Below are 18,740 nucleotides of genomic sequence, written 5' to 3'. Positions count from 1 at the left end.
GCCCGCTGTTTCCCCTTTGCAAGCGCTCCGAACCGTCTCACTCTGGTCGCAGCGATCGGCTAATCGAATCTGGTGAGCCGTACGGAGTTTCGAGTGTCATGGACGCCATTGCCGATCAGGGGCTTCGCCCCGAGACCATTCCCGAGCGCACGCCGGTTCCGCCCTTCGATCTGGTGATCTTCGGTGCCGGCGGCGATCTGGCGCTGCGCAAGCTCTTTCCGGCGCTGGCCCAGCGCAACCGCGAAGGCGTGCTGCCGGAGGACAGCCGCATCCTCGCCGTCGTCCGCAAGGAGGAGGACGTCGAGGGCCTGCCCAAGCAGATCGCCCAGCGGCTCCATGAGGAAGGCATTCCGAAGGATCAGGTCGCGACGTTCCTGCGCAGGCTCACCATGGTGCTGCTCGATGCGCTGAAGCCGGAGACCTACAAGGCGCTGAAGACCGCGCTGGGCGACAGCGAGCGCGTGCGGTCCTTCTATCTCTCGACGCCGCCGGACCTCTTCATCCCGATCTGCGAGAACCTCGCCAAGGCCCATATCCTGACGCCGACCTCGCGCGTCATCCTGGAGAAGCCGCTCGGCCGCGACCTCGCCTCGGCCCGCCAGATCAACGACGCCGTCGCGCGCATCCTGCCGGAAAGCCGGACCTACCGGATCGACCATTATCTCGGCAAGGAGACGGTGCAGAACCTGCTCGTCCTGCGCTTTGCCAACACCCTGTTCGAGCGGTCATGGTCGAGCCGCGACATCGACCATGTCCAGATCACCGTGGCCGAGACCGTCGGTCTCGAAAGCCGCGCCGGCTATTACGACAAGGCCGGGCATATGCGCGACATGGTGCAGAACCATCTCATGCAGTTGCTGACCCTCTTCGCCATCGAGCCGCCGAACATGCTCGAGGCCGGCGCGGTCCGCGACGAGAAGATCAAGGTGCTGAAGGCGCTCAGGCCCATCGTCGGCCCCGATGTCCAGCGCTTCACCGTGCGCGGCCAGTACGGGCCGGGCCAGATCGACGGCCAGCGTGTCAGGGGCTATGCCGAGGAGCTCGGCCACGCCTCCAACACCGAGACCTTCGTCGCCATCCGCTGCGAGGTCGACAACTGGCGCTGGGCCGGCGTGCCGATCTATCTGCGCACGGGCAAGCGCATGGCGCAGCGCTATTCCGAGATCGCCGTCACCTTCAAGCCGGTGCCGCATTCGATCTTCGGCAACGGCACTTGCGACCGGCTCGACGCCAACCGCCTGTTCATCCGCCTGCAGCCGAATGACGGCGTCCAGCTCCAGCTGATGATGAAGGTGCCGGGCTCCGGTCGGCTCAAGATCGTGCCGCGCCAGCTCGACCTGCGCTACTCCACCGCCTTCGACGAGCGCACGCCCGATGCCTATGAGCGCCTGCTGACCGATGTCATCCGCGGCGACCAGACCTTGTTCATGCATCGCGACGAGGTCGAGCAGGCCTGGAGCTGGGTCGATCCGATCATCGCCGGCTGGCAGGACTACAGCCCGCATCCGCATCGCTATGCCGCCGGCTCCTGGGGGCCGTCGCAGGCGATCGGGCTGATCGAGCGCGATGGCCGTTCCTGGGCCGATCCGGATCTCGTCTGATGGCGGCGGGGCCCGTCGCCTGGCATCGCTTCGCCGCCTTGGCCGACGCCTCCGAGGCGCTGGCGGAGGCGGTTGCGGTCCGGCTGAAGGAATTGCTCGCCGGGAAGGAGCATGCCTCGCTGGTCGTGCCCGGCGGCACCACGCCGGCGCGCTTCCTCGCGGCGCTCGGCCGGCAGGATCTGCCCTGGGAGAAGGTCACGCTGCTGCCGACCGACGAGCGCTTCGTCGCGGCTGACGACGCGGCTTCCAACGAACGGATGCTGCGCGAGCAATTCGCTCCGCTCACGCAGGGCCGTGTCCGCTTCCTGTCCTTTCACGGCCATGGCAGCGACATCGAGGCCGCCGCCGCGCTGCTCTGCGCCGAGCTCGCCGAATTGCCGCCGCTCGATCTCGTCGTCAGCGGCATGGGGCCGGACGGCCACATCGCCTCGCTCTTTCCGGGCGGGGAGGCGATCTTCAACGCCGTGCCCGACAGCGGCATCGTCGTGGCGCGACCGCCGGGCCTGCCGCCGCGGCTCTCGCTCTCGCCCAAGCGCCTGATCGAGGCCGGCTGGGTGAGCCTGCTCGTCTCCGGCGCCGCCAAGGAGGCGGTGCTGAAGGATGCCGGAACCCGCGCCGCGCCGCTGCCGGTGGACATGCTGCTCGGCCGCCCGCAAGGGCTCGACGTCTATTGGGCGAAGGAGTAGAGCCCATCCGCCGCCTCCAAATCGATTGAAAGATGAGACCATGGACGAAGCTGCCGCGATTGCCCGGCTGAAGAGCTGCGGGGTCATCCCCGTCGTCGTGATCGAGGATGCGGGGCGCGCCGTCGATCTCGCCCATGCGCTGGTCGCCGGCGGCATCGATGTCGTCGAGGTCACGCTGCGCCGTCCCGCCGCGATCGAGGCGCTCGCCGCCATCGCCAGATCGGTGCCGAAGGCGCTTGCCGTCGCCGGCACGGTCGTGACCCCCGCCCAGGTTTCGCAGGTGAAGGATGCCGGCGCGCAGGCCGTCGTCAGCCCCGGCTTCAGCGAGAGCGTCGACGAGGCCCTGCGCAAGGCTGGTTTGCCCTGGCTGCCGGGCGTCGCCACGGCCTCCGACTGCATGCGCGCCGTCGCGGCCGGCCGCACCACCGCGAAATTCTTCCCGGCCGAGCAGGCCGGCGGCCCGCCGGCGCTCAAGGCTCTCTCCGGCCCCTTCCCGCAGATGAGCTTCTGCCCCACCGGTGGTGTCGGCCTGAAGAACCTCGGCGATTATCTGGCCTTGCCGCAGGTCATCTGCGTCGGCGGCTCCTGGCTCGTCCCGGCCGATGCCATCGCTGCGGGGGACTGGAAGCGGATCGAGACGCTGGCGCGCGAGGCGAAGGAAGCGTTCCTCAAGTTCAGGGGGTAGGGCGCGCCCGCGTTCCCCTGCGCCCTTCTCCCCTTGGGGGAGAAGGAGCCGGCAGGCGGATGAGGGCGGTTCGGCGCCTGCATTCCCTCATCCGTCAGCGCTTCGCGCTGCCACCTGCTCCCCCGAGGGGAGAAGGACGCGGGGGACGAGGTTACCGCAGCTTCTCCCGCACGATCTCCGCAATCGCGAGAGAGCTCGTCAGCCCCGGGCTCTCGATGCCGAGCAGATTGACCAGCTCCGCTACGCCATGCACCTCCGGCCCGTCGATGCGGAAATCCGGCATCGGCTCGGTCGGTCCGTGGAGCTTGGGCCGGATGCCGGCATAATCGGCAACCAGCGCCCCGGCCGGCAGTGCCGGCCAATAGGTTCGGATCGCGGTGTAGAACTTATCTCCGCGACCGGGATCGACGACCAGGTCCTGGTCGCTTTCGACCCATTCGACATCGGGGCCGAACTTCACCCGTCCGCCCATGTCGATGGTGGCGTGGATGCCCAGGCCCGCTGCTTCCGGCACCGGATAGACCAGATGCGTGAAGGGCTGCTTGCCGGTCAGGGCGAAGTAGTTGCCCTTGGCATAGTGCTGCACCGGCACATGCTCGGCCGGAAAGCCCGCGAGCATGCCGATGAGCTTCGGCGCGCCGTGGCCGGCCGAGTTGATCACGGTTCGCACCGTATAGGTCGCAGGCTCCGCCCCGCCGAAATCGACGCTGAAGCCGCTCGCCTCGCGCCGCCACCCCGTGATCGGCGTGTTGAGCGCGAGCGAACCGCCGGCCGCCTCGCATTCGCCGAGCAGTGACAGCATCAGCGCATGGCTGTCGACGACGCCGGTCTCCGGCGAGAGCAGGGCGATCTCGCAACGCACCTCCGGCTCCAGCGCCTTCGCCTCAGCACCGCTGAGCCAGCGCAGCGTGTCGACGCCTGAGGCTTTCGCGCGCGCCATGATCGTCTCCAGCGCCGGCTTCTGGCTTTCGGAGGTCGCGACGATCAGCTTGCCGCAGGCCTTGTGCGGCAGGCCGCGCCCTTCGAGATAGGCGTAGAGCTTCTTGCGGCCTTCCACGCAGACGCGGGCCTTCAGCGAGCCGGGCGGATAATAGAGCCCGGCATGGATGACCTCGGAATTGCGCGCCGAGGTCTGGGTGCCGATGCCCTCGGCCGCCTCGGCGATGACGACCTCGCGACCGCCGAGCGCAAGCTCGCGGGCCACCGCGAGGCCGACGACGCCGGCCCCGACAACCAGGCAATCGATATCGCTCATACCGCTTCTCCGGCCCATCTCGGCGCGTCCGAGATGGGCAGTTTTGGGTGCCGAAATCGGCGAAAGCCGACTTCGCTGCGCTCAGCTGCGCTGCGGCATCGAGATTTCGATCAGGCTCGCCCAGTAGTTCACGCCGACCGGGATCGCCTTGTCGTTGAATTCGTAGGCGGGGTGATGCAGCCCGGCCGAGTCCCCGTTGCCGATATTGATGAAGGCGCCCGGCCGTTCCTCCAGCATGAAGGAGAAGTCTTCCGAGCCCATCGTCGGCGGGACGTCGGTGGTGATCGCGTCGGAGCCGAAGGCTTCCTTGGTCACGCTGGTCACGAAGTCGGTCTGGCCGTGATGGTTGAAGGTGACGGGATAGCCGAGATGGTATTCGAGATCGTATTTCATGCCGAAGGCCTTCATCACGCCGTCGACGATCTCGGTGATGCGCTTCTGCGCGAGCTCGCGGGTCTGCGGCGTCAGCGTCCGCACCGAGCCCTTGATCTCCGCCGTCTGCGGGATGACGTTGAAGGCCTCGCCGGCATTGAGTGCGGTCACCGAGACGACGATCGACTCGAGCGGGTCGGCATTGCGCGAGGCGACGGTCTGCAGCGCGCTGACCAGGGCGCAGGAAGCGACGATCGGGTCGTTGACGCGATGCGGCGCGGCCGCATGCCCGCCCAGGCCCTCGATCTTGATGTGGATGCGGTCGGCCGCGGCCATGGCCGGGCCCTTGGTGATCTCGAACTTGCCGACCGGGACGCCCGGCTTGTTGTGCATGCCGTAGACTTCCTGAATGCCGAAACGAGTGATCAACCCGTCGTCGATCATCGCCTTGGCGCCGGCGCCACCTTCCTCGGCCGGCTGGAAGATCAGTACGGCGGTCCCGTCGAAATCGCGGGTCTGCGTCAGGTATTTGGCGGCGCCGAGCAGCATCGCGGTGTGGCCGTCATGGCCGCAGGCGTGCATCTTGCCCGGCACGGTCGAGCGGTGCTCGAGATTGGTCTCCTCATGGATCGGCAGCGCATCCATGTCGGCGCGCATGGCGATGACCTTGCCCGAGCCCTGGCCCTTGCCCTTGATCACGCCGACGACGCCGGTCTGGCCGATGCCGGTCACGACCTCGTCGACGCCCCATTCCTTCAGCTTGTCGGCGACGAGACCGGCGGTCCTGTGAACGTCGTACATCAGCTCGGGATGGCGATGGATGTCGCGGCGGATCGCGGTGATTTCGGGGGTCAGCGTCGCGATGATGTCGGTCTTGGGCATCGTATCCTCTGAGATGAATTGAGCAACCACGCAGAAAGCGGGTGCCGTGCGCAAGCTAGACCAGTCGCCCGGTGCCTGTCCAAGCCGGCCGGCGCGCAGGCGGTGGGCACGGATGGCATGGCAGCGGCCGGCTGGAAGGGGTGCCCTTGTGGTCCGAGGAGCCGTTCATCGATTGCGAATGAAACGATCAATAGAAGAAAATCACACCAGCCATGATTTCGCCTTTTACAGGCAATAGTGAGCCATCATCTCCGCTCAGATCGTTTGCATTTGCCGATCTGAATTGGCTCACATCCCCCTTCATGTTTGGTTGATTATGCGTCGATTGATGTTGCTTGCGTGCGTGTCCGCGTTCTTGCCTGCTGTCGCTCTGGCTGATGAGCCGATCCAGAAAATATCCTTCCAGCCGCAGGTCAAAGGCCTGGGCTGCCTGAAGCCGGAAACCCGGTCCATGATCACGGCGCTCGTCGACAAGATCGGCCCCATCCAGATCACCTCGACCTGCGGCGGACGCCACGCCCGGCATTCCCAGCATTATCTCGGCCGCGCCATCGACTTCCGTCCGCTGGCGGTCTCGTCGCGCAAGGCGGCCGCCGCCGCCCGTTCGCTGGCAAGCGTCGGTGGCGTCGGCACGTATTCGAATGGTCTCGTCCACGCCGATGTCGGCCAGCGCGAGGCGTCCTGGTACGGTCACAAGCGCAGCCGCTATGCCTCCGCCGCCAAGCGCGGTCGCTATGCGAGGCTCGCCCGCAACGGCGGCTGATCGGCGTTCAGCCGGATAGAGCGCTCAGCGCGTGCCGATAGACCAGATCCTCCGGGTCGGGCCTTTCGGCGCGCGCATCGCGGACCGCCCCGAGCCGTTCGGCAACGGCGATCGAGGCGGCGTTGCCGGGCTCGACATAGCTCACGAGGCTTGAGAGCTGGAGGGTTCGTGCCGCCCAGTCCAGCATGGCGCGCGCGGCCTCCGTGGCATAGCCCTGCCCTTCATGGCCGTCATAGAGCAGCCAGCCGAGCTCCTTCTCGGGGAAGAGCGGGCCGGCATTGATGCCGACCTGCCCGATACAGGCCCCGTTCGCGCTCAGCGCGATCATCAGCGCGCCATGCCCGAACAGCGGCCAGCAGGCGATGTCGTGGCAGAACATGCCCCAGGCCTCTCGCGTCGTCAGCGGGCCGCCCATCCACCTGGAGCGGGGCGACGCCAGAAACGCCGCATAGGCAGGAAAATCCGCCTCGGTCATGGGGCGCAGCGTGAGGCGCAGCGTCTGCAATGTCGGAACAGGGGACTGGCTCATGGGGCGGCTTCTAGAGCCGCGCCGCCTCGCAGGCTAGACCCCGAATTCCGTCCGCCAGCGGGCGATGTCCTCCAGCGCGACGTTGGAGCCGCAGAGCACGAGGCAGATGCGTTCCCCCGGCCTGAAGCTGTCCTTGCGGGCCAGTGCCGCGGCGACCACGCAGGCGGCCGCCGGTTCCAGCAGCACGCGCCCGTTCTGGAGCACCCAGACGAGCTCGCGCACGGCTTCCGCATCCGGCACCAGCACGATCTCCTCCAGAAACTGCCGGGCGGCGGCCATGGTCCGCTCGGTCGCGAAGGGCGCGCCGAGCGTGCGTGCGATCGAGGTCGGGCGGATAGGCACCGGTTTGCCGGCTTCCAGCGCCTGGGTCATCGTCGTCGCGCCCTCGGTCTCGACGCCGTGCAGCCTGACGGCCGGGTCGAGGCCTTTCAGTGCCGCGCCGACACCGGCCGAGAAGCCGCCGCCACCGACCGAGATGAAGACATGGTCGAGCCGGCCGCCGGCGTCGCTGGCGAGTTCGAGGCCGAGCGTGCCGTGCCCGGCGATGATGGCCGGATCGTCATAGGAATGGACATGGACCATGCCCTGCGCGGCGTAGTCCTCGGCCTTGGCGAAGGCTGCGACCGAATCCTCGCAGAGCTCGACCTCGCCTCCGGCCTGCCGCGTCAGCGCGATGTTGAGCTCCGGCGTCGCCTTCGGCATCAGGACGAGCGCACGCGCACCCATGGCATGGGCGACCAGCGAAACCGCGATGGCATGGTTGCCGCCCGAGACGGTGACGACCCCGCGCTTCAGCTCCGCCTCGCTCAACCCCATCAACCGGTTGTAGCAGCCACGCACCTTGAAGGAGCCGCCGAGCTGCAGGCTCTCCACCTTCACCCAGGTCTCGACGCCGAGCCGGGCCGAAAGCCCGGCGCTGTGATAGGTCGGCGTGCGGCGCACCTTGCCGGCGATGCGCGTCGCGGCCGCCTGCACATCGGCGAGGGTGACATCGAAATCCATGATGGCGGCAATCCTGTGCTGCTTCGTCGGGTCAGGGCGACACGAGAGCCCGTCGCGGCATCCTGCGTCAAGCATGGTCAGTGCCGCGGCTTGTCCGGAATCACAGTGAGCTCGGGAGCGATTTTCGACCCGGCTGAATCGTCATTGCGGATGTAGCGAAGCCATCCAGGGCGTCGAACGCCACCGCTCCTGCGTTGCGTCGTGGCTTCGCTCCTCGCAATGGCGGGTTCGGGTTTCACTCGGATCGAAAACCGCTTTAGCCTGTCGGCATGGAACCTGCGTCTGGCGGGATTTTGGGAGAAGCCTTCGTGACGATGACGCCGAAAGAGATGCTGGCGAAGCTGGTTTCGTTCAACACGGAATCGCAACGCAGCAATCTCGACCTGATCCATTTCTGCCGGGACTACCTCGCCTCGCTCGGCGTCGAGAGCCGGCTCGCGCCGAGCCCGGACGGGCAGAAGGCCAATCTCTACGCGACCATCGGCCCCAGGCGCGAGGGCGGTGTCGTTCTCTCCGGCCACACCGATGTCGTGCCGGTCGCAGGGCAGGACTGGACCTCAGATCCCTGGACGCTGACCGAGCGCGACGGCAGGCTCTATGGCCGGGGCGCCTGCGACATGAAGGGGTTCGACGCGCTCGCGCTGGCCCTGGTGCCGGAGATGCTGGCCGCGCCGCTCGAGCGGCCGATCCACATCGCGCTGTCCTATGACGAGGAGGTCGGCTGCCTCGGCGCGCGCGTCATGATCGCGTCGATGCAGCAGGAGGGGCTGAAGCCCTCGGCCGTGATCGTCGGCGAGCCTTCGATGATGAAGGTCGTGACCGGCCACAAGGGCGGCCTGCGCATGCGCACGACGATTCGCGGCCATGCGGTGCATTCCAGCCGCATCGATGTCGGCGTCTCGGCGGTGATGGTGGCGGGCGAGCTGATCCATTGGCACAACACCACGATGGCCGAGAACAAGGCGCGCACCCCGGCCGGAAACGGCTTCGAGCCGCCCTATTCGACGCTGCATGTCGGCGTCGTGCAGGGCGGGACGGCGGTCAACATCGCCGCTGAGCATTGCACGTTCGCCCATGAGGTGCGCTGCATTCCCGGCGAATTGCAGGAGGCCTATGCCGAGCGCTACAGGGCAAAGCTCGCCGAGGTCGAGGCCGGGATGAAGGCGGTGGCTCCGGAGACCGGCATCGCTCTCGAGATCACCTCCAGCACGCCGGCCATGGGGCCGGAGACGGATGGGGCGGCGGAGGCACTCTGCCGGCGCCTGACCGGTGACAATGGCCGGCATGTCGTCGCCTATGGTACGGAGGGCGGGCTCTTCCAGGGCGCCGGCTGGTCGACGGTGGTGTGCGGTCCGGGCGATATCGCGCAGGCGCATCAGCCGGACGAGTTCATCGCGGTGGAGCAGCTCGAGGCGGGGGAGCGCTTCGTCCGGGGCTTGATCGCGGATCTGTCGCGCTGAGGATCGGGTGGGCCGCAGGAGGCGGCTCGCGAGCAAGCGGTTTTCGGGCCATCGGCGTGTGCCGATGCCCGGATCGCCAAGAAGAGGCCTCGCCGCAGGATGCCAGGCGCGGCGGGATGAGGGTCGGGACCCTGAGGGGGGGAGGGATGTCGCGCAGCCGTGCCGCTGCTCTTCTGTTCGCGCTGCTGGCTTTGCTGCTGCCGGCCGCTGCGCAGGCCTTTGTCTGGGCGCGCTCGAGCGATGCGCTGACGCTCGACCCCCATGTCGCCAATGAGGGGCCGACCACGGCTCTCGTCCAGAACATCTATGAAGGTCTCACCGAGCGCGATCGGACAGGGCGCCTCGGCGCGCTTCTGGCGGTGTCCTGGCGGATGCTGCCGGAGGACCCGACGATCTGGGAGTTCAAGCTGCGCCAAGGCGTGGTTTTCCAGGATGGCAGCCGCTTCTCGGCGGATGACGTCGTCTTCTCCTATCGGCGCGCGCTACAGCCGAATTCCGGTTTTCGCGACCATCTCGCTTCGGTTGCCGATATCGAGAAGGTCGACGACACCACGGTCCGGATCAGGACGCGCAGGCCCAATCCGGTTTTCATCGCCAATACCCCGGCGATCCTGATCATGAGCAAGGCCTGGGCGGAGCGGCACGGGACCGCCGCGATCCCGGACAGCCCGATCTCCGACGCCAATTTCGCCAATGCCCATGCCAACGGCACCGGCGCCTTCGCGCTGGTGTCGCGGCAGCCGCAGGTCAGGACCGTGCTGAAGCGCAACGAGGCCTACTGGAATCGCGGCCGCGTCCCGCTCGGCATCGCGGAATTGACCTATCTGCCGGTGCCGCAGGCGAGCGCGCGCGTCGCGGCCCTGCTCGCCGGTACGGTCGATTTCCTGCAGGACGTGCCGATTCAGGATCTGCCGCGCCTGCGCGCCCGGCCCGGCCTCACCGTCACGACGGGTGTCGAGAACCGAACGATCTTCCTCGGCTTCGACGTCGCCTCGCCGGCGCCACGCGGCACCGATGCCGGCGGCCGCAACCCCTTCGCCGATCTGCGCGTCCGGCGCGCGATGAACCTCGCCATCGATCGCGACTATATCCGGCGTGCCGTCATGCGCGGCGAGGCGCTGCCGAGCGGCATCATCATCCCGCCATTCGTCGATGGCTGGACGCGCGAGCTCGACATGCCGCCGCCTTTCTCGCTCCCGGAGGCCCGACAGCTTCTGGCCGAAGCCGGTTATTCCGAGGGCTTCTCGACCACGCTCTACTGCCCGAACGATCGCTACGTCTACGATGAGGAGACCTGTCGCGCTTTGATTCCGATGCTGGCCCGGATTGGAATCCGGGTCACGCTTGTCGCCCAGCCGCAGGCGGCGCAGTCCCAGGCGCTGCGGCGCACGCCCGGTCCCGATGTCTTCCTCGCCGGCTGGGGGACGCTGACCTATGACAGCGAATACCTTTTCTCGTCGCTCTATCACAGCCGCGACGGGCAACGCGGCACCTACAACGCCACGGGGTACAGCGATGCGGAAACCGATGCGCTGATCGACAGGATCTCCGGGGAAATCGACCGGAGCCGGCGCGCCGGGCTCGTCGCGCAACTCTGGCAGAAGCTGCGCAACCAGACGATCTACCTGCCGCTGTTCCACCAGATGCTCAGCTACGCGACGAAGGAGGCGTATGAGATACCCGTCGACGTCGCCAACACGCCGAAGCTGAAGCTGGTCGCTGCCCGCGGGCAGTGAGCCGCGCCGCGAAGCTTGCCTCTATGGTGATCTTAAGTCGCGGACGCCGGCGGCTCTCCAGCCTTCGGCCGCGTATGGTTCGTGGCGCGCATCGGCAGCGGTACGGCCGGGCGGTCCGTGCGGTACTGGCCGCGCGCGATCGCGCCGAACATCAGCACGACGGCGGTCAGCGTCATCAGCCACCAGGGCAGCAGCGGCGCGAAGCCGAAGGTGCCGAGCGCGAAGGCGGTGGTGAAGGCCGCGACGCCGCCTGCCGAGAGGGCGCCGGACATGCGCCCCGCGGCGCGGATCGCGAAATAGAGGCAGGCGGCGGCCGTGGCGGCCCCCACCAGTCCGAGCTCGTACCAGGTCTCGAACAGCAGGGTCACCGGCGCCGGCTGCGGCAGGACGCCGGTCATCTGGCCGCGCAGGACGGTGTCGAGGCCATGGCCCGTGATCAGCTCCACCGGCGATTGCCGGATGACGTCGGCCCAGATCGACAGCATCTGGGCGAAGTCGCTGCTGCTGTCCGGCAGGGCCGAGACGAGCGGCGCGAGCAGGAAGGGCAGGAGCGGCGCGAACAGCATCAGCCCGGCGATGATCGCGGCGATGACCTTGGTCGCGCCTTCGCGGCTGGCCGTGACCGCGCCGAAGGCGACGGCGCCGAAGATCATCGCCACCGTCTCGCCATCCTCGAAGCGGGTCAGCGCCAGCAGGCCGACGATGAGCGCGAGCCCGAGCGCGGTCATGCCGCGCTCGCGCGACAAGAGCCAGGCCAGTGCCGGCCAGGCCATGATCAGGATGATCGAGACGCCGCGCTCGACCGCGCCGGGCGGCGCTGCCGCATGGCGCAGTGCCGCGACGATGATGAGGCCCAGCGCGAAGACGCCGGCGACGCTGGTGCCGAGCGCCACGAGATTGAGGTTGGAGGCACGCATTCGCTCGGGCAGCGCCGACAGGCCGACGAAGCCGAGCGCGACGGCGAGCGCCAGGTTGCCGGCCTTCTCGGCGGCGGTGCCGGGATAGGGGCTCCAGATCAGCGACAGCGCCGCCCAGGCGATCAGCCCGAGCAGGATGAGCCCGGGGCGGCTGAGCAGCGCCGCCTTCAGCCCGCCGAGGAAATGGCGTGGCTCCTCCACGAGCGCGGCGATGATCAGCAGCGCGATGCCGATCGGCACCAGCACCACGGCGGCGCGGCGCGAAACCAGCGCGGCCAGCGGCAGCACGAGTGCGAGCGTCGCGAAGCCGATGCGTCGCAGCAGTCTCGCTGCGTCGGTAGCGGGGTCGAGCTGGGCCTTGGAAGGAGGTCGGTTCATGCGTCCCGGATCGATGACAGGCCTTCGGCCAGCCCGGCCGCCCGGATTGAGCCGTCGCTACCCTAGCGAGAGAGGGCGCGCGCGACTGTAGGTGCGGCGCAACACTGCGCCGGCATCTTGCGAGTCCGCCGGCCACCGCGAACCACTGGCGCGACAGGGGGCTTCGTGAGATGAATCGGCCATGATCCGGCTGGCCGCCATCCCCTATGCGAGCAATTTCGGAATCGACGGCTTCATGCAAGGCGTCGTCGCGCGGCTGAGGCGCCGCGGCCTGCGGCTCGGCGGCGTCATCCAGCATAATGACGAGGCTTGCGAAGACCGCTGCATGGCGATGTCGCTCGAGGACCTTGCCAACGGCACCCGCTTTCCGATCAGCCAGGATCTCGGACCTTCCGCCGAGGGCTGCCGGCTCGACGCGGCCGGGCTGGCCGCCGCCGCGGCGGCGTTTTCGGGCGCGCTGACGGAGCGGGCCGATCTCGTCGTCGTCAACAAGTTCGGCAAGCAGGAGGCGCTGGGCGGGGGGCTGCGCGACGAGATCGCGAAGGCGGTCATGGCCGGCCTGCCCGTCCTGCTCGCGGTGCGCCATGATGTCCTGCCGGCCTGGCGCGCTTTCGTCGGTGATGATTGGATCGAATTGGCGGTCGATGAGGAGCAGATCGAGCGCTGGGTGGTGGATGCGATGCGGCTTGCGGCCTGATCGGCACGGGCTGATGGCGTCCTCGCGTGCACCGTCATGAGCAGCGCCCCGCCTGCGCCTCCCCTCGGGCTTATCCTTGCTGGCGGCCTCGCCCGGCGCATGGGCGGCGGCGACAAGCCGCTCAGGCTCCTGGCCGGGAGGTCCGTGCTCGACCATGTCGTCGAGCGCTTGCGCGGCCAGTGCTACGGCCTGCTGCTCAACGCCAATGGCGATCCCGCCCGCTTCGCCGCCCATGGCCTGCCGGTGGTGGCCGATTCCGTGCCCGATTTCGCCGGCCCCCTTGCGGGCATCCTCGCCGGGCTGGACTGGCTTGTCGCGCATCGGCCGAACGATGGCTGGCTCGTCAGCGTCGCGGCCGATACCCCCTTCATTCCGGCCGATCTGGTCGCCCGCCTGCATGCGGCGCGCGCAGCCGCCGGAACGCCGCTCGCCTGTGCCGCATCGGCCGGCCGGCAGCACCACGCCATCGGGCTCTGGCCGGTGGCGCTGCGGGAGGATTTGCGGGCAGCGCTGGCGGGCGGCGAACGCCGGCTCGGCCACTGGACGGCGAAGCATGGGGTCGCCGTCGCCGAATGGCAGGCGGAGCCGGTCGATCCCTTCTTCAACATCAACACGCCGAACGATCTGGCCGAGGCGCAGGACATCCTCCGGCGCCTGGGTTAGCTCGCAATGGCGCCTCAGGCTCCTCCGCGCTCCAGCAGCGCCTTCAGCGCGGCCAGGTCGCGCGCGATCATGCCCGCATCGGCCGCCATGTCGTCGTCGGACATGCCGTCGCGCTGGAACAGGGTGAACACCACCTCGGCACCGTCGCCATTGGGCACGACCCGCATCGGATTGTGCATGGCGGCGCCGTGATCGGGGATGACGGCATGGTCGAGCACGCCGTGCTGGTTCGGCTCGCTGAACAGGATGCGCATCGGCCCCATCGGCGTCTCCGCCCGCCAGGTCATGCCCTCGACATGGACGAAGCTGTGGCCGAGCCCTTCGGCCCATCGCGGAAAATTCACGGGATCGGCGAGGAAGGCATAGACCTCCTCGGCCGGGCGCGCGACGCCGATGCCGATATGCCGGGCGCGATGGATGGCCATCACATGCCTCCTAGGTTCGATATAGAACAAAAGAAGAACATGATCACCGCCATGTCAAGTGGCGTCCATGCAAGCCGCTTCCTGCGGCCGGAGCCTGGGCTCTACTCGATGACGATGCGCGGTGCCGCCCGTGTCGCGCCACCCAAGGCCGCCTGGACCTGCCGCGCCAGGGCGATATAGGCCTTGGCATGGGCGCTCGAAGGGTCACTGGCGACGATCGGACGCCCGCCGTCCGAGGTTTCGCGGATCGGCATGGCGAGCGGGATTTCGCCGAGGAAGGGGATGCCGAGCCGTTCCGCCTCGTGCCGCGCGCCGCCATGGGCGAAGATGTCGGAGCGGTGCCCGCATTCCGGGCAGATGAAATAGCTCATGTTCTCGACGAGCCCGAGGATCGGCACCGCGACCTTCCTGAACATCGCCACGCCGCGCCTTGCGTCGAGCAGGGCGAGGTCCTGCGGCGTCGAGACGATGACCGCCCCCGCCAGCGGCACCTGCTGGGCCATGGTGAGCTGGGCGTCGCCGGTGCCGGGCGGCATGTCGACGACGAGCACGTCGAGCTCGCCCCATGCGACCTCGCGCAGCATCTGCGTGATCGCCGAGATCACCATCGGCCCGCGCCAGATCATCGGCGTCTCCTCGTCGACGAGGAAGCCGATCGACATCACCTTCAGCCCATAGGCCTCCATGGGGCCGAGCGTGCGGCCGGAGACGATCTGCGGCTTGCCGGTGATGCCGAAGAGCTTCGGCATCGAGGGGCCGTAGATGTCGGAATCGAGCACGCCGACCTTGAGCCCCAGGGTCGAAAGCGCCACGGCGAGATTGGCGGCGGTGGTCGACTTGCCGACGCCGCCCTTGCCGCTCGCCACGGCGATGATCTGCTTCACGCCGGGCACGCCGGCCGGCTTCGGCGGCGGCCCGCCGGGCGCGGGGCGGTGCGCCTGCTGGCGGGCCTGCATCCCGGCGGAAGGCGCGGCCTTGTCGGCGGTCAGCCCGACGAGTACCTGGGTTACGCCCGGCAGGCCGCTAACCGCGCTTTCCGCCGCCTTGCGCACTGGCTCCATCGCTGCAGCTTCGGTCGCGTCGATGCCGATGGCGAAGATCACCTTGCCGCCATCGATCAGGATGTTCGCGACCCGGCCGGACGCTGCGAGCGATTGCCCGCTCGCCGGCAGTTTCACCAGTTCCAGCGCCCGCAGGATGTCGGCTTGGGAAAGGCTCACGTCGGAAGTCTCCGTTCCTTGCTTGGGGCTTCAGCTTGCCTTGCGGATGTGGAAGACGAGGATGCGCCCCGCGCCATCCTGCCGCTCGATCGCATCGCCCGTCTCGCGCGCCAGATTCGGCAGGTCGATCGCCGCCATCGGATCGGTGCACTGCACGACGAGGAGGCTGCCGGCCACCGCCGCATCGAGCGCCTTGCGCACATGCAGCACGGGCAGGGGGCATTTCAGGCCGCGCAGATCGAGCGCAATGGTGTCCATGGTCGCGCCCGCTCGGGTCGTTGTCGTCGTCATGTCTCATATGATGGCTTTTCGGGCAGGGGCAACCTGCGCCGCAGCCATGCGCTTGACCCATCCCCGCATGGCAAGGGAGAAGGGGGAGGGATAACGCGGCAACGTCCCGGACGATGCCGCGAAGCCGGGGAGAGGCGGAGACCGATGGAAGCGGGTGGCCGCGAGCGGCGGGAACGGCCATGGCGCGCCTGAAAGGCATCGGGCCGGGCCATGCGCCGATGACGCTCGCCGAGGCCGGCGCGCGGGCGGTTTCCCTGGTCGCTCCGGTCGCCGGCACGCAGGCGCTGCCTTTGTCGCAAGCCGATGGCCGTGTCCTGGCGCGGGATGTTTTCGCCGGCTTGCCCCTGCCGCCCTTCGCCAATTCGGCCGTCGATGGCTACGCGCTGCGTTTCGACGACCTCGCGCCCGATGCCGAAACCCGCCTGCCGGTGCTCGGCCGCGTCGCCGCGGGCGAGACGGCGCCATCGGAGTTCGGACGCGGCGCGCTGCGCATCTTCACCGGCGCCCCTATCCCGCCAGGTGCCGATACGGTCGTCATGCAGGAGGATGTGAGGCGCGAGGGCGACGCGGTCCTGCTGCCGCCGGGGCTGAGGCGCGGCGCCAATCTGCGGCCGGCCGGCGAGGATGTCGCCCGGGGCGCTCGCGCATTCGCGGCTGGGCACCGTCTGCGCCCGCAGGATCTCGGCCTGCTGGCAGCGCTCGGGCTGGAACGTGTCACGCTCCGGCGCCGCCCGCGCGTCGCGCTGTTCTCGACCGGCGACGAATTGACCGAGCCCGGCGGGACACTGCCTCCGGCCGCGATCTACGACGCCAACCGGCCCATGCTGCGCGCCCTGCTGGCGCGCGCCGGCGCGGAGCCTGTCGATCTCGGCATCCTGCGCGACGACCGCGACGGTCTGGCGGCACGGCTGAAGGAAGCCGCGCGCGATTGCGACCTCGTCATCACCTCGGGCGGGGTCTCGGTCGGGGAGGAGGATCACGTCAGGGCGGCGCTGGCGACGCTGGGCTCGCTCGATTTCTGGCAGATCGCGATCAAGCCCGGCAAGCCGGTCGCCGTCGGCACGATCGCGGAGACGCCTTTCCTCGGCCTGCCCGGCAATCCGGTCGCGGTCTTCGTCACCTTCGCCTTCGTCGCGCGGCCGATGATCGCGCGGCTGGCTGGCACGGCGTGCGACCCGCTTCTGCGTCTGCCGGTGCGGCTCGGCTTTTCGCATCGGGGCAAGCCGGGGCGGCGCGAATTCCTGCGCGTCTCGGTCGAGCCCGGGGCGGATGCCGTTCCGCTGGCCCGCAGGCATCCGGGCGAGGGGGCGGGCTCGCTGGCCTCGCTGACCCAGTCCGACGGGCTCGTCGAGCTGGCCGAGGATCCGGCGCTGGCCGAGGAAGGCAGCATCCAGCCCTTCCTGCCCTATTCCGCGCTTCTCGGCTGAGGGGCCAGCCGGTTCAAGGCCGCGACGGATCGAAAAAGAGAGCCTCAATCCCGCCGGAAGACGACGCTGGCGCCCCAGCCGAGGAACAGCGCGAGCAGGATGGTGGCGAGCCCGTAGAGCCACGGCCAGTCATAGGCGCCGGAGGCGAGGCGCTGCTCGGCCCCGGTCTTGATCACCTCGAAATTCGTCTGCTGGCGCGCCAGCGGCACGCCGCCGGCATAGAGCACGACATCGACGGTATAGGAGCCGGTCGGCGCCGTCGCGGGGACGTCGATCGGCGCGCTGAACAGGGAGTTCGAGAGAAAGGTCACGCCCCGTTGCTGATAGGCATAGAGGTCCTTGCCCTGCATGATGCGCACGAGGCTGTCGCGGAACGTCGCCACGCTGCTGTCGTCGAACCAGTTCTGCGCCGGGCGTTCGGCATTGGCGAGGCCGACCCGGTCGCGCCTCGCCGTTTCCGCGCTCATCATCTCGCTGATCGGCCGGTTGGTCGCGACCAGCAGGAAGACCGGGCTCTCGGGGAAGCGCCGCTGCGTGCGGTTGATCCAGATCGGGCCGAACCGTTCCTTCTGGCGCACCAGCAGCATGCGGCGCGGCCCGCGCACGGTGATGATGATGTCGTGCGGGTCGCCGCGGGCGACGCTGCGCCCGTCGCGCTCGACGAGGCCGAAGACGGTGAGCTGGCTGCCGGTATAGTTCGAGGTGATCTGGATCTGGTGGCTCGACATCGCCGCAATCAGCGTCTCGGCCCGCGCGGGCATGGCGAGGGCCAGCAGGGCGGTCAGCAAGGTGGCGGCGTGGAGGCAGGCCCCTCTCATCGCGCGCTCTCCGGCACGACGACCGAGAAGGGCTCGCTCGGCGGAATGAACAGCTCGATCGCGAAGCGCAGCCCGACCGAGAGGATCAGCAGGGCGAGCAGCAGCCGGAAGGATTCGACGTTGAGGTTGCGCGCGGCGCGGCCGCCGAACTGGGCGCCGACGACGCCGCCGACCAGCAGCAGGGCGGCGAGGATGATGTCGACCGACTGGTTGGTAATGGCGTGCAGCAATGTCGCGCCGGTCATCGTCACCAGGATCTGGAAGAGCGAGGTGCCGACCACGACGGAGGGCGGGATGCGGAAGAAATAGATCAGCGCCGGCACGAGGATGAAGCCGCCGCCGACGCCGAGCACCGCGCCGATGAAGCCGATCACGACCGCGAGCAGCGCGATCGGGATGATGCTGCAATACAGGCCGGAGCGGTAGAAGCGCTGGCGGAACGGCAGCCCCATCCACCAGGGATGCATGCCGCCGCGCCGCTTGCGCCGCGCCGGCTTGCCGGCCCTGACGCGCAGCATCGCGCGCACGGCGTCGTAGAGCATCAGCCCGCCGATGATCGAGAACAGCGTGACGTAGGACAGGGTGATGACCAGCTCGAGCTGGCCGAGGCGGCGCATCGCGTTGAAGAACGCCACGCCCAGCACGGTGCCGACGATGCCGCCGGAAACCAGGACGCCGCCGAGCTTGAGATCGAGCGCCTTGCGCCGGAAATAGGTCAGGACGCCGGTCATCGAGGAGCCGGCGACCTGCGCCGCCACCGTCGCCACCGCGACCGCCGGCGGAATGTCGAGGAAGATCAGCAGCGGCGTCAGCAGGAAGCCGCCGCCCACGCCAAACAGCCCGGAGATGAAGCCGACCGCGCCGCTCAAGCCCAGCACCATCAGCACGCTGATCGGAAGCTCGGCGATCGGCAGGTAAATCTGCACTTCTACC

At 68.7% G+C, this 18,740-nt stretch carries 19 protein-coding genes; 9 read left to right on the top strand and 10 right to left on the bottom strand.

Translation table 11 applies throughout. The annotated features are described in order from the left end of the window. Positions 1-98: 98 nt before the first annotated feature. Genes zwf through eda form a run of 3 tightly spaced genes read left to right on the top strand, consistent with a single transcriptional unit; the run spans position 99 to position 2,972 of the window. Positions 99-1,601 carry a glucose-6-phosphate dehydrogenase gene (gene zwf, locus GGC47_RS03870; RefSeq protein ID WP_112762972.1) on the top strand — a complete coding sequence of 501 codons (1,503 nt, stop codon included), beginning with the start codon at positions 99-101 and terminating at the stop codon, positions 1,599-1,601. Next, positions 1,601-2,287, top strand: coding sequence for a 6-phosphogluconolactonase (gene pgl, locus GGC47_RS03865; protein ID WP_142020058.1), 687 nt, complete (start codon positions 1,601-1,603; stop codon positions 2,285-2,287). Before zwf ends, pgl begins: the two co-directional genes overlap by 1 nt. Positions 2,288-2,327: 40 nt before the next feature. Then, entirely contained in the window at positions 2,328-2,972 is a 645-nt protein-coding gene (eda, locus tag GGC47_RS03860; protein WP_142020060.1) for a bifunctional 4-hydroxy-2-oxoglutarate aldolase/2-dehydro-3-deoxy-phosphogluconate aldolase, read from the top strand. Positions 2,973-3,123: 151 nt separating this feature from the next. On the opposite strand, the gene GGC47_RS03855 is transcribed toward eda, so the two are convergent. Continuing rightward, positions 3,124-4,227 carry an NAD(P)/FAD-dependent oxidoreductase gene (locus GGC47_RS03855; protein ID WP_429066939.1) on the bottom strand — a complete coding sequence of 368 codons (1,104 nt, stop codon included), beginning with the start codon at positions 4,225-4,227 and terminating at the stop codon, positions 3,124-3,126. 81 nt (positions 4,228-4,308) lie between these two features. Further along, on the bottom strand, positions 4,309-5,481 hold the full coding sequence (locus tag GGC47_RS03850; protein ID WP_142020065.1) for a M20 aminoacylase family protein: 1,173 nt from the start codon (positions 5,479-5,481) through the stop codon (positions 4,309-4,311). 451 nt (positions 5,482-5,932) lie between these two features. Here GGC47_RS03850 and GGC47_RS03845 point away from each other — a divergent pair, with 451 nt between their 5' ends. Further along, positions 5,933-6,244, top strand: coding sequence for a peptidoglycan L,D-endopeptidase MepK (locus tag GGC47_RS03845; protein ID WP_051987668.1), 312 nt, complete (start codon positions 5,933-5,935; stop codon positions 6,242-6,244). Positions 6,245-6,251: 7 nt separating this feature from the next. On the opposite strand, the gene GGC47_RS03840 is transcribed toward GGC47_RS03845, so the two are convergent. Further along, positions 6,252-6,773, bottom strand: coding sequence for a GNAT family N-acetyltransferase (locus GGC47_RS03840; RefSeq protein WP_370954691.1), 522 nt, complete (start codon positions 6,771-6,773; stop codon positions 6,252-6,254). A gap of 33 nt (positions 6,774-6,806) precedes the next feature. Beyond that, positions 6,807-7,775 carry a threonine ammonia-lyase gene (locus GGC47_RS03835; RefSeq protein WP_370954690.1) on the bottom strand — a complete coding sequence of 323 codons (969 nt, stop codon included), beginning with the start codon at positions 7,773-7,775 and terminating at the stop codon, positions 6,807-6,809. A 314-nt stretch (positions 7,776-8,089) separates the two neighbouring features. Here GGC47_RS03835 and argE point away from each other — a divergent pair, with 314 nt between their 5' ends. Next, positions 8,090-9,235 carry an acetylornithine deacetylase gene (gene argE / locus GGC47_RS03830; RefSeq protein WP_370954825.1) on the top strand — a complete coding sequence of 382 codons (1,146 nt, stop codon included), beginning with the start codon at positions 8,090-8,092 and terminating at the stop codon, positions 9,233-9,235. A gap of 146 nt (positions 9,236-9,381) precedes the next feature. Continuing rightward, complete coding sequence (locus GGC47_RS03825) at positions 9,382-10,971, top strand: ABC transporter substrate-binding protein (protein ID WP_429066934.1); 1,590 nt, start codon at positions 9,382-9,384, stop codon at positions 10,969-10,971. A gap of 32 nt (positions 10,972-11,003) precedes the next feature. Here GGC47_RS03825 and GGC47_RS03820 read toward each other — a convergent pair whose 3' ends face one another. Next, the gene (locus GGC47_RS03820; protein WP_133562331.1) at positions 11,004-12,266 is read right to left on the bottom strand and encodes a peptide ABC transporter permease; all 1,263 of its coding nucleotides are present in this window, start codon (positions 12,264-12,266) and stop codon (positions 11,004-11,006) included. A 181-nt stretch (positions 12,267-12,447) separates the two neighbouring features. Between GGC47_RS03820 and GGC47_RS03815 the strand changes: the two genes are divergently transcribed. Together GGC47_RS03815 and mobA are read left to right on the top strand one after the other, a co-directional pair. After that, positions 12,448-12,963: a DUF2478 domain-containing protein gene (locus tag GGC47_RS03815; RefSeq protein ID WP_142020074.1), complete on the top strand. Its 516-nt coding sequence runs from the start codon at positions 12,448-12,450 to the stop codon at positions 12,961-12,963. A 36-nt stretch (positions 12,964-12,999) separates the two neighbouring features. Further along, positions 13,000-13,626, top strand: coding sequence for a molybdenum cofactor guanylyltransferase MobA (mobA, locus tag GGC47_RS03810; protein ID WP_142020076.1), 627 nt, complete (start codon positions 13,000-13,002; stop codon positions 13,624-13,626). A gap of 14 nt (positions 13,627-13,640) precedes the next feature. On the opposite strand, the gene GGC47_RS03805 is transcribed toward mobA, so the two are convergent. From GGC47_RS03805 to GGC47_RS03795, 3 genes are all read right to left on the bottom strand, one after another. Continuing rightward, positions 13,641-14,051 (bottom strand): SRPBCC family protein, encoded by a 411-nt coding sequence (locus tag GGC47_RS03805; protein WP_038360811.1) that lies wholly within the window; start codon positions 14,049-14,051, stop codon positions 13,641-13,643. Between the two features lie 101 nt (positions 14,052-14,152). After that, positions 14,153-15,271, bottom strand: coding sequence for an Mrp/NBP35 family ATP-binding protein (locus GGC47_RS03800; RefSeq protein WP_112762962.1), 1,119 nt, complete (start codon positions 15,269-15,271; stop codon positions 14,153-14,155). Between the two features lie 30 nt (positions 15,272-15,301). Next, entirely contained in the window at positions 15,302-15,562 is a 261-nt protein-coding gene (locus GGC47_RS03795; protein ID WP_051987671.1) for a sulfurtransferase TusA family protein, read from the bottom strand. 179 nt (positions 15,563-15,741) lie between these two features. Between GGC47_RS03795 and GGC47_RS03790 the strand changes: the two genes are divergently transcribed. Beyond that, positions 15,742-16,989, top strand: coding sequence for a molybdopterin molybdotransferase MoeA (locus GGC47_RS03790; protein ID WP_370954688.1), 1,248 nt, complete (start codon positions 15,742-15,744; stop codon positions 16,987-16,989). Between the two features lie 44 nt (positions 16,990-17,033). Here the strand turns inward: GGC47_RS03790 and GGC47_RS03785 are convergent, their stop codons facing one another. Together GGC47_RS03785 and GGC47_RS03780 are read right to left on the bottom strand one after the other, a co-directional pair. Further along, on the bottom strand, positions 17,034-17,807 hold the full coding sequence (locus GGC47_RS03785; RefSeq protein ID WP_142020080.1) for a TIGR02186 family protein: 774 nt from the start codon (positions 17,805-17,807) through the stop codon (positions 17,034-17,036). Beyond that, on the bottom strand, positions 17,804-18,733 hold the full coding sequence (locus GGC47_RS03780; protein WP_038360816.1) for a sulfite exporter TauE/SafE family protein: 930 nt from the start codon (positions 18,731-18,733) through the stop codon (positions 17,804-17,806). Before GGC47_RS03780 ends, GGC47_RS03785 begins: the two co-directional genes overlap by 4 nt. Between the last annotated feature and the right edge of the window lie 7 nt (positions 18,734-18,740).

The organism is Allobosea sp. OAE752 (genome assembly GCF_050433265.1).
GTDB lineage: Bacteria > Pseudomonadota > Alphaproteobacteria > Rhizobiales > Beijerinckiaceae > Allobosea > Allobosea spartocytisi.
This window is presented reverse-complemented; position numbering and strand designations above follow the sequence as displayed.

Bases quoted from the DNA above. Each gene is read 5' to 3' on its own strand.
- GGC47_RS03805 (WP_038360811.1), bottom strand. From the start codon at position 14,051: ATGGCCATCCATCGCGCCCGGCATATCGGCATCGGCGTCGCGCGCCCG.
- mobA (WP_142020076.1), top strand. From the start codon at position 13,000: ATGAGCAGCGCCCCGCCTGCGCCTCCCCTCGGGCTTATCCTTGCTGGC.
- GGC47_RS03850 (WP_142020065.1), bottom strand. From the start codon at position 5,481: ATGCCCAAGACCGACATCATCGCGACGCTGACCCCCGAAATCACCGCG.
- eda (WP_142020060.1), top strand. From the start codon at position 2,328: ATGGACGAAGCTGCCGCGATTGCCCGGCTGAAGAGCTGCGGGGTCATC.
- GGC47_RS03815 (WP_142020074.1), top strand. From the start codon at position 12,448: ATGATCCGGCTGGCCGCCATCCCCTATGCGAGCAATTTCGGAATCGAC.
- GGC47_RS03795 (WP_051987671.1), bottom strand. From the start codon at position 15,562: ATGACGACGACAACGACCCGAGCGGGCGCGACCATGGACACCATTGCG.
- pgl (WP_142020058.1), top strand. From the start codon at position 1,601: ATGGCGGCGGGGCCCGTCGCCTGGCATCGCTTCGCCGCCTTGGCCGAC.
- GGC47_RS03825 (WP_429066934.1), top strand. From the start codon at position 9,382: ATGTCGCGCAGCCGTGCCGCTGCTCTTCTGTTCGCGCTGCTGGCTTTG.
- GGC47_RS03820 (WP_133562331.1), bottom strand. From the start codon at position 12,266: ATGAACCGACCTCCTTCCAAGGCCCAGCTCGACCCCGCTACCGACGCA.
- GGC47_RS03855 (WP_429066939.1), bottom strand. From the start codon at position 4,227: ATGAGCGATATCGATTGCCTGGTTGTCGGGGCCGGCGTCGTCGGCCTC.
- GGC47_RS03845 (WP_051987668.1), top strand. From the start codon at position 5,933: ATGATCACGGCGCTCGTCGACAAGATCGGCCCCATCCAGATCACCTCG.
- zwf (WP_112762972.1), top strand. From the start codon at position 99: ATGGACGCCATTGCCGATCAGGGGCTTCGCCCCGAGACCATTCCCGAG.
- GGC47_RS03840 (WP_370954691.1), bottom strand. From the start codon at position 6,773: ATGAGCCAGTCCCCTGTTCCGACATTGCAGACGCTGCGCCTCACGCTG.
- GGC47_RS03785 (WP_142020080.1), bottom strand. From the start codon at position 17,807: ATGAGAGGGGCCTGCCTCCACGCCGCCACCTTGCTGACCGCCCTGCTG.
- GGC47_RS03790 (WP_370954688.1), top strand. From the start codon at position 15,742: ATGGCGCGCCTGAAAGGCATCGGGCCGGGCCATGCGCCGATGACGCTC.
- argE (WP_370954825.1), top strand. From the start codon at position 8,090: ATGACGCCGAAAGAGATGCTGGCGAAGCTGGTTTCGTTCAACACGGAA.
- GGC47_RS03835 (WP_370954690.1), bottom strand. From the start codon at position 7,775: ATGGATTTCGATGTCACCCTCGCCGATGTGCAGGCGGCCGCGACGCGC.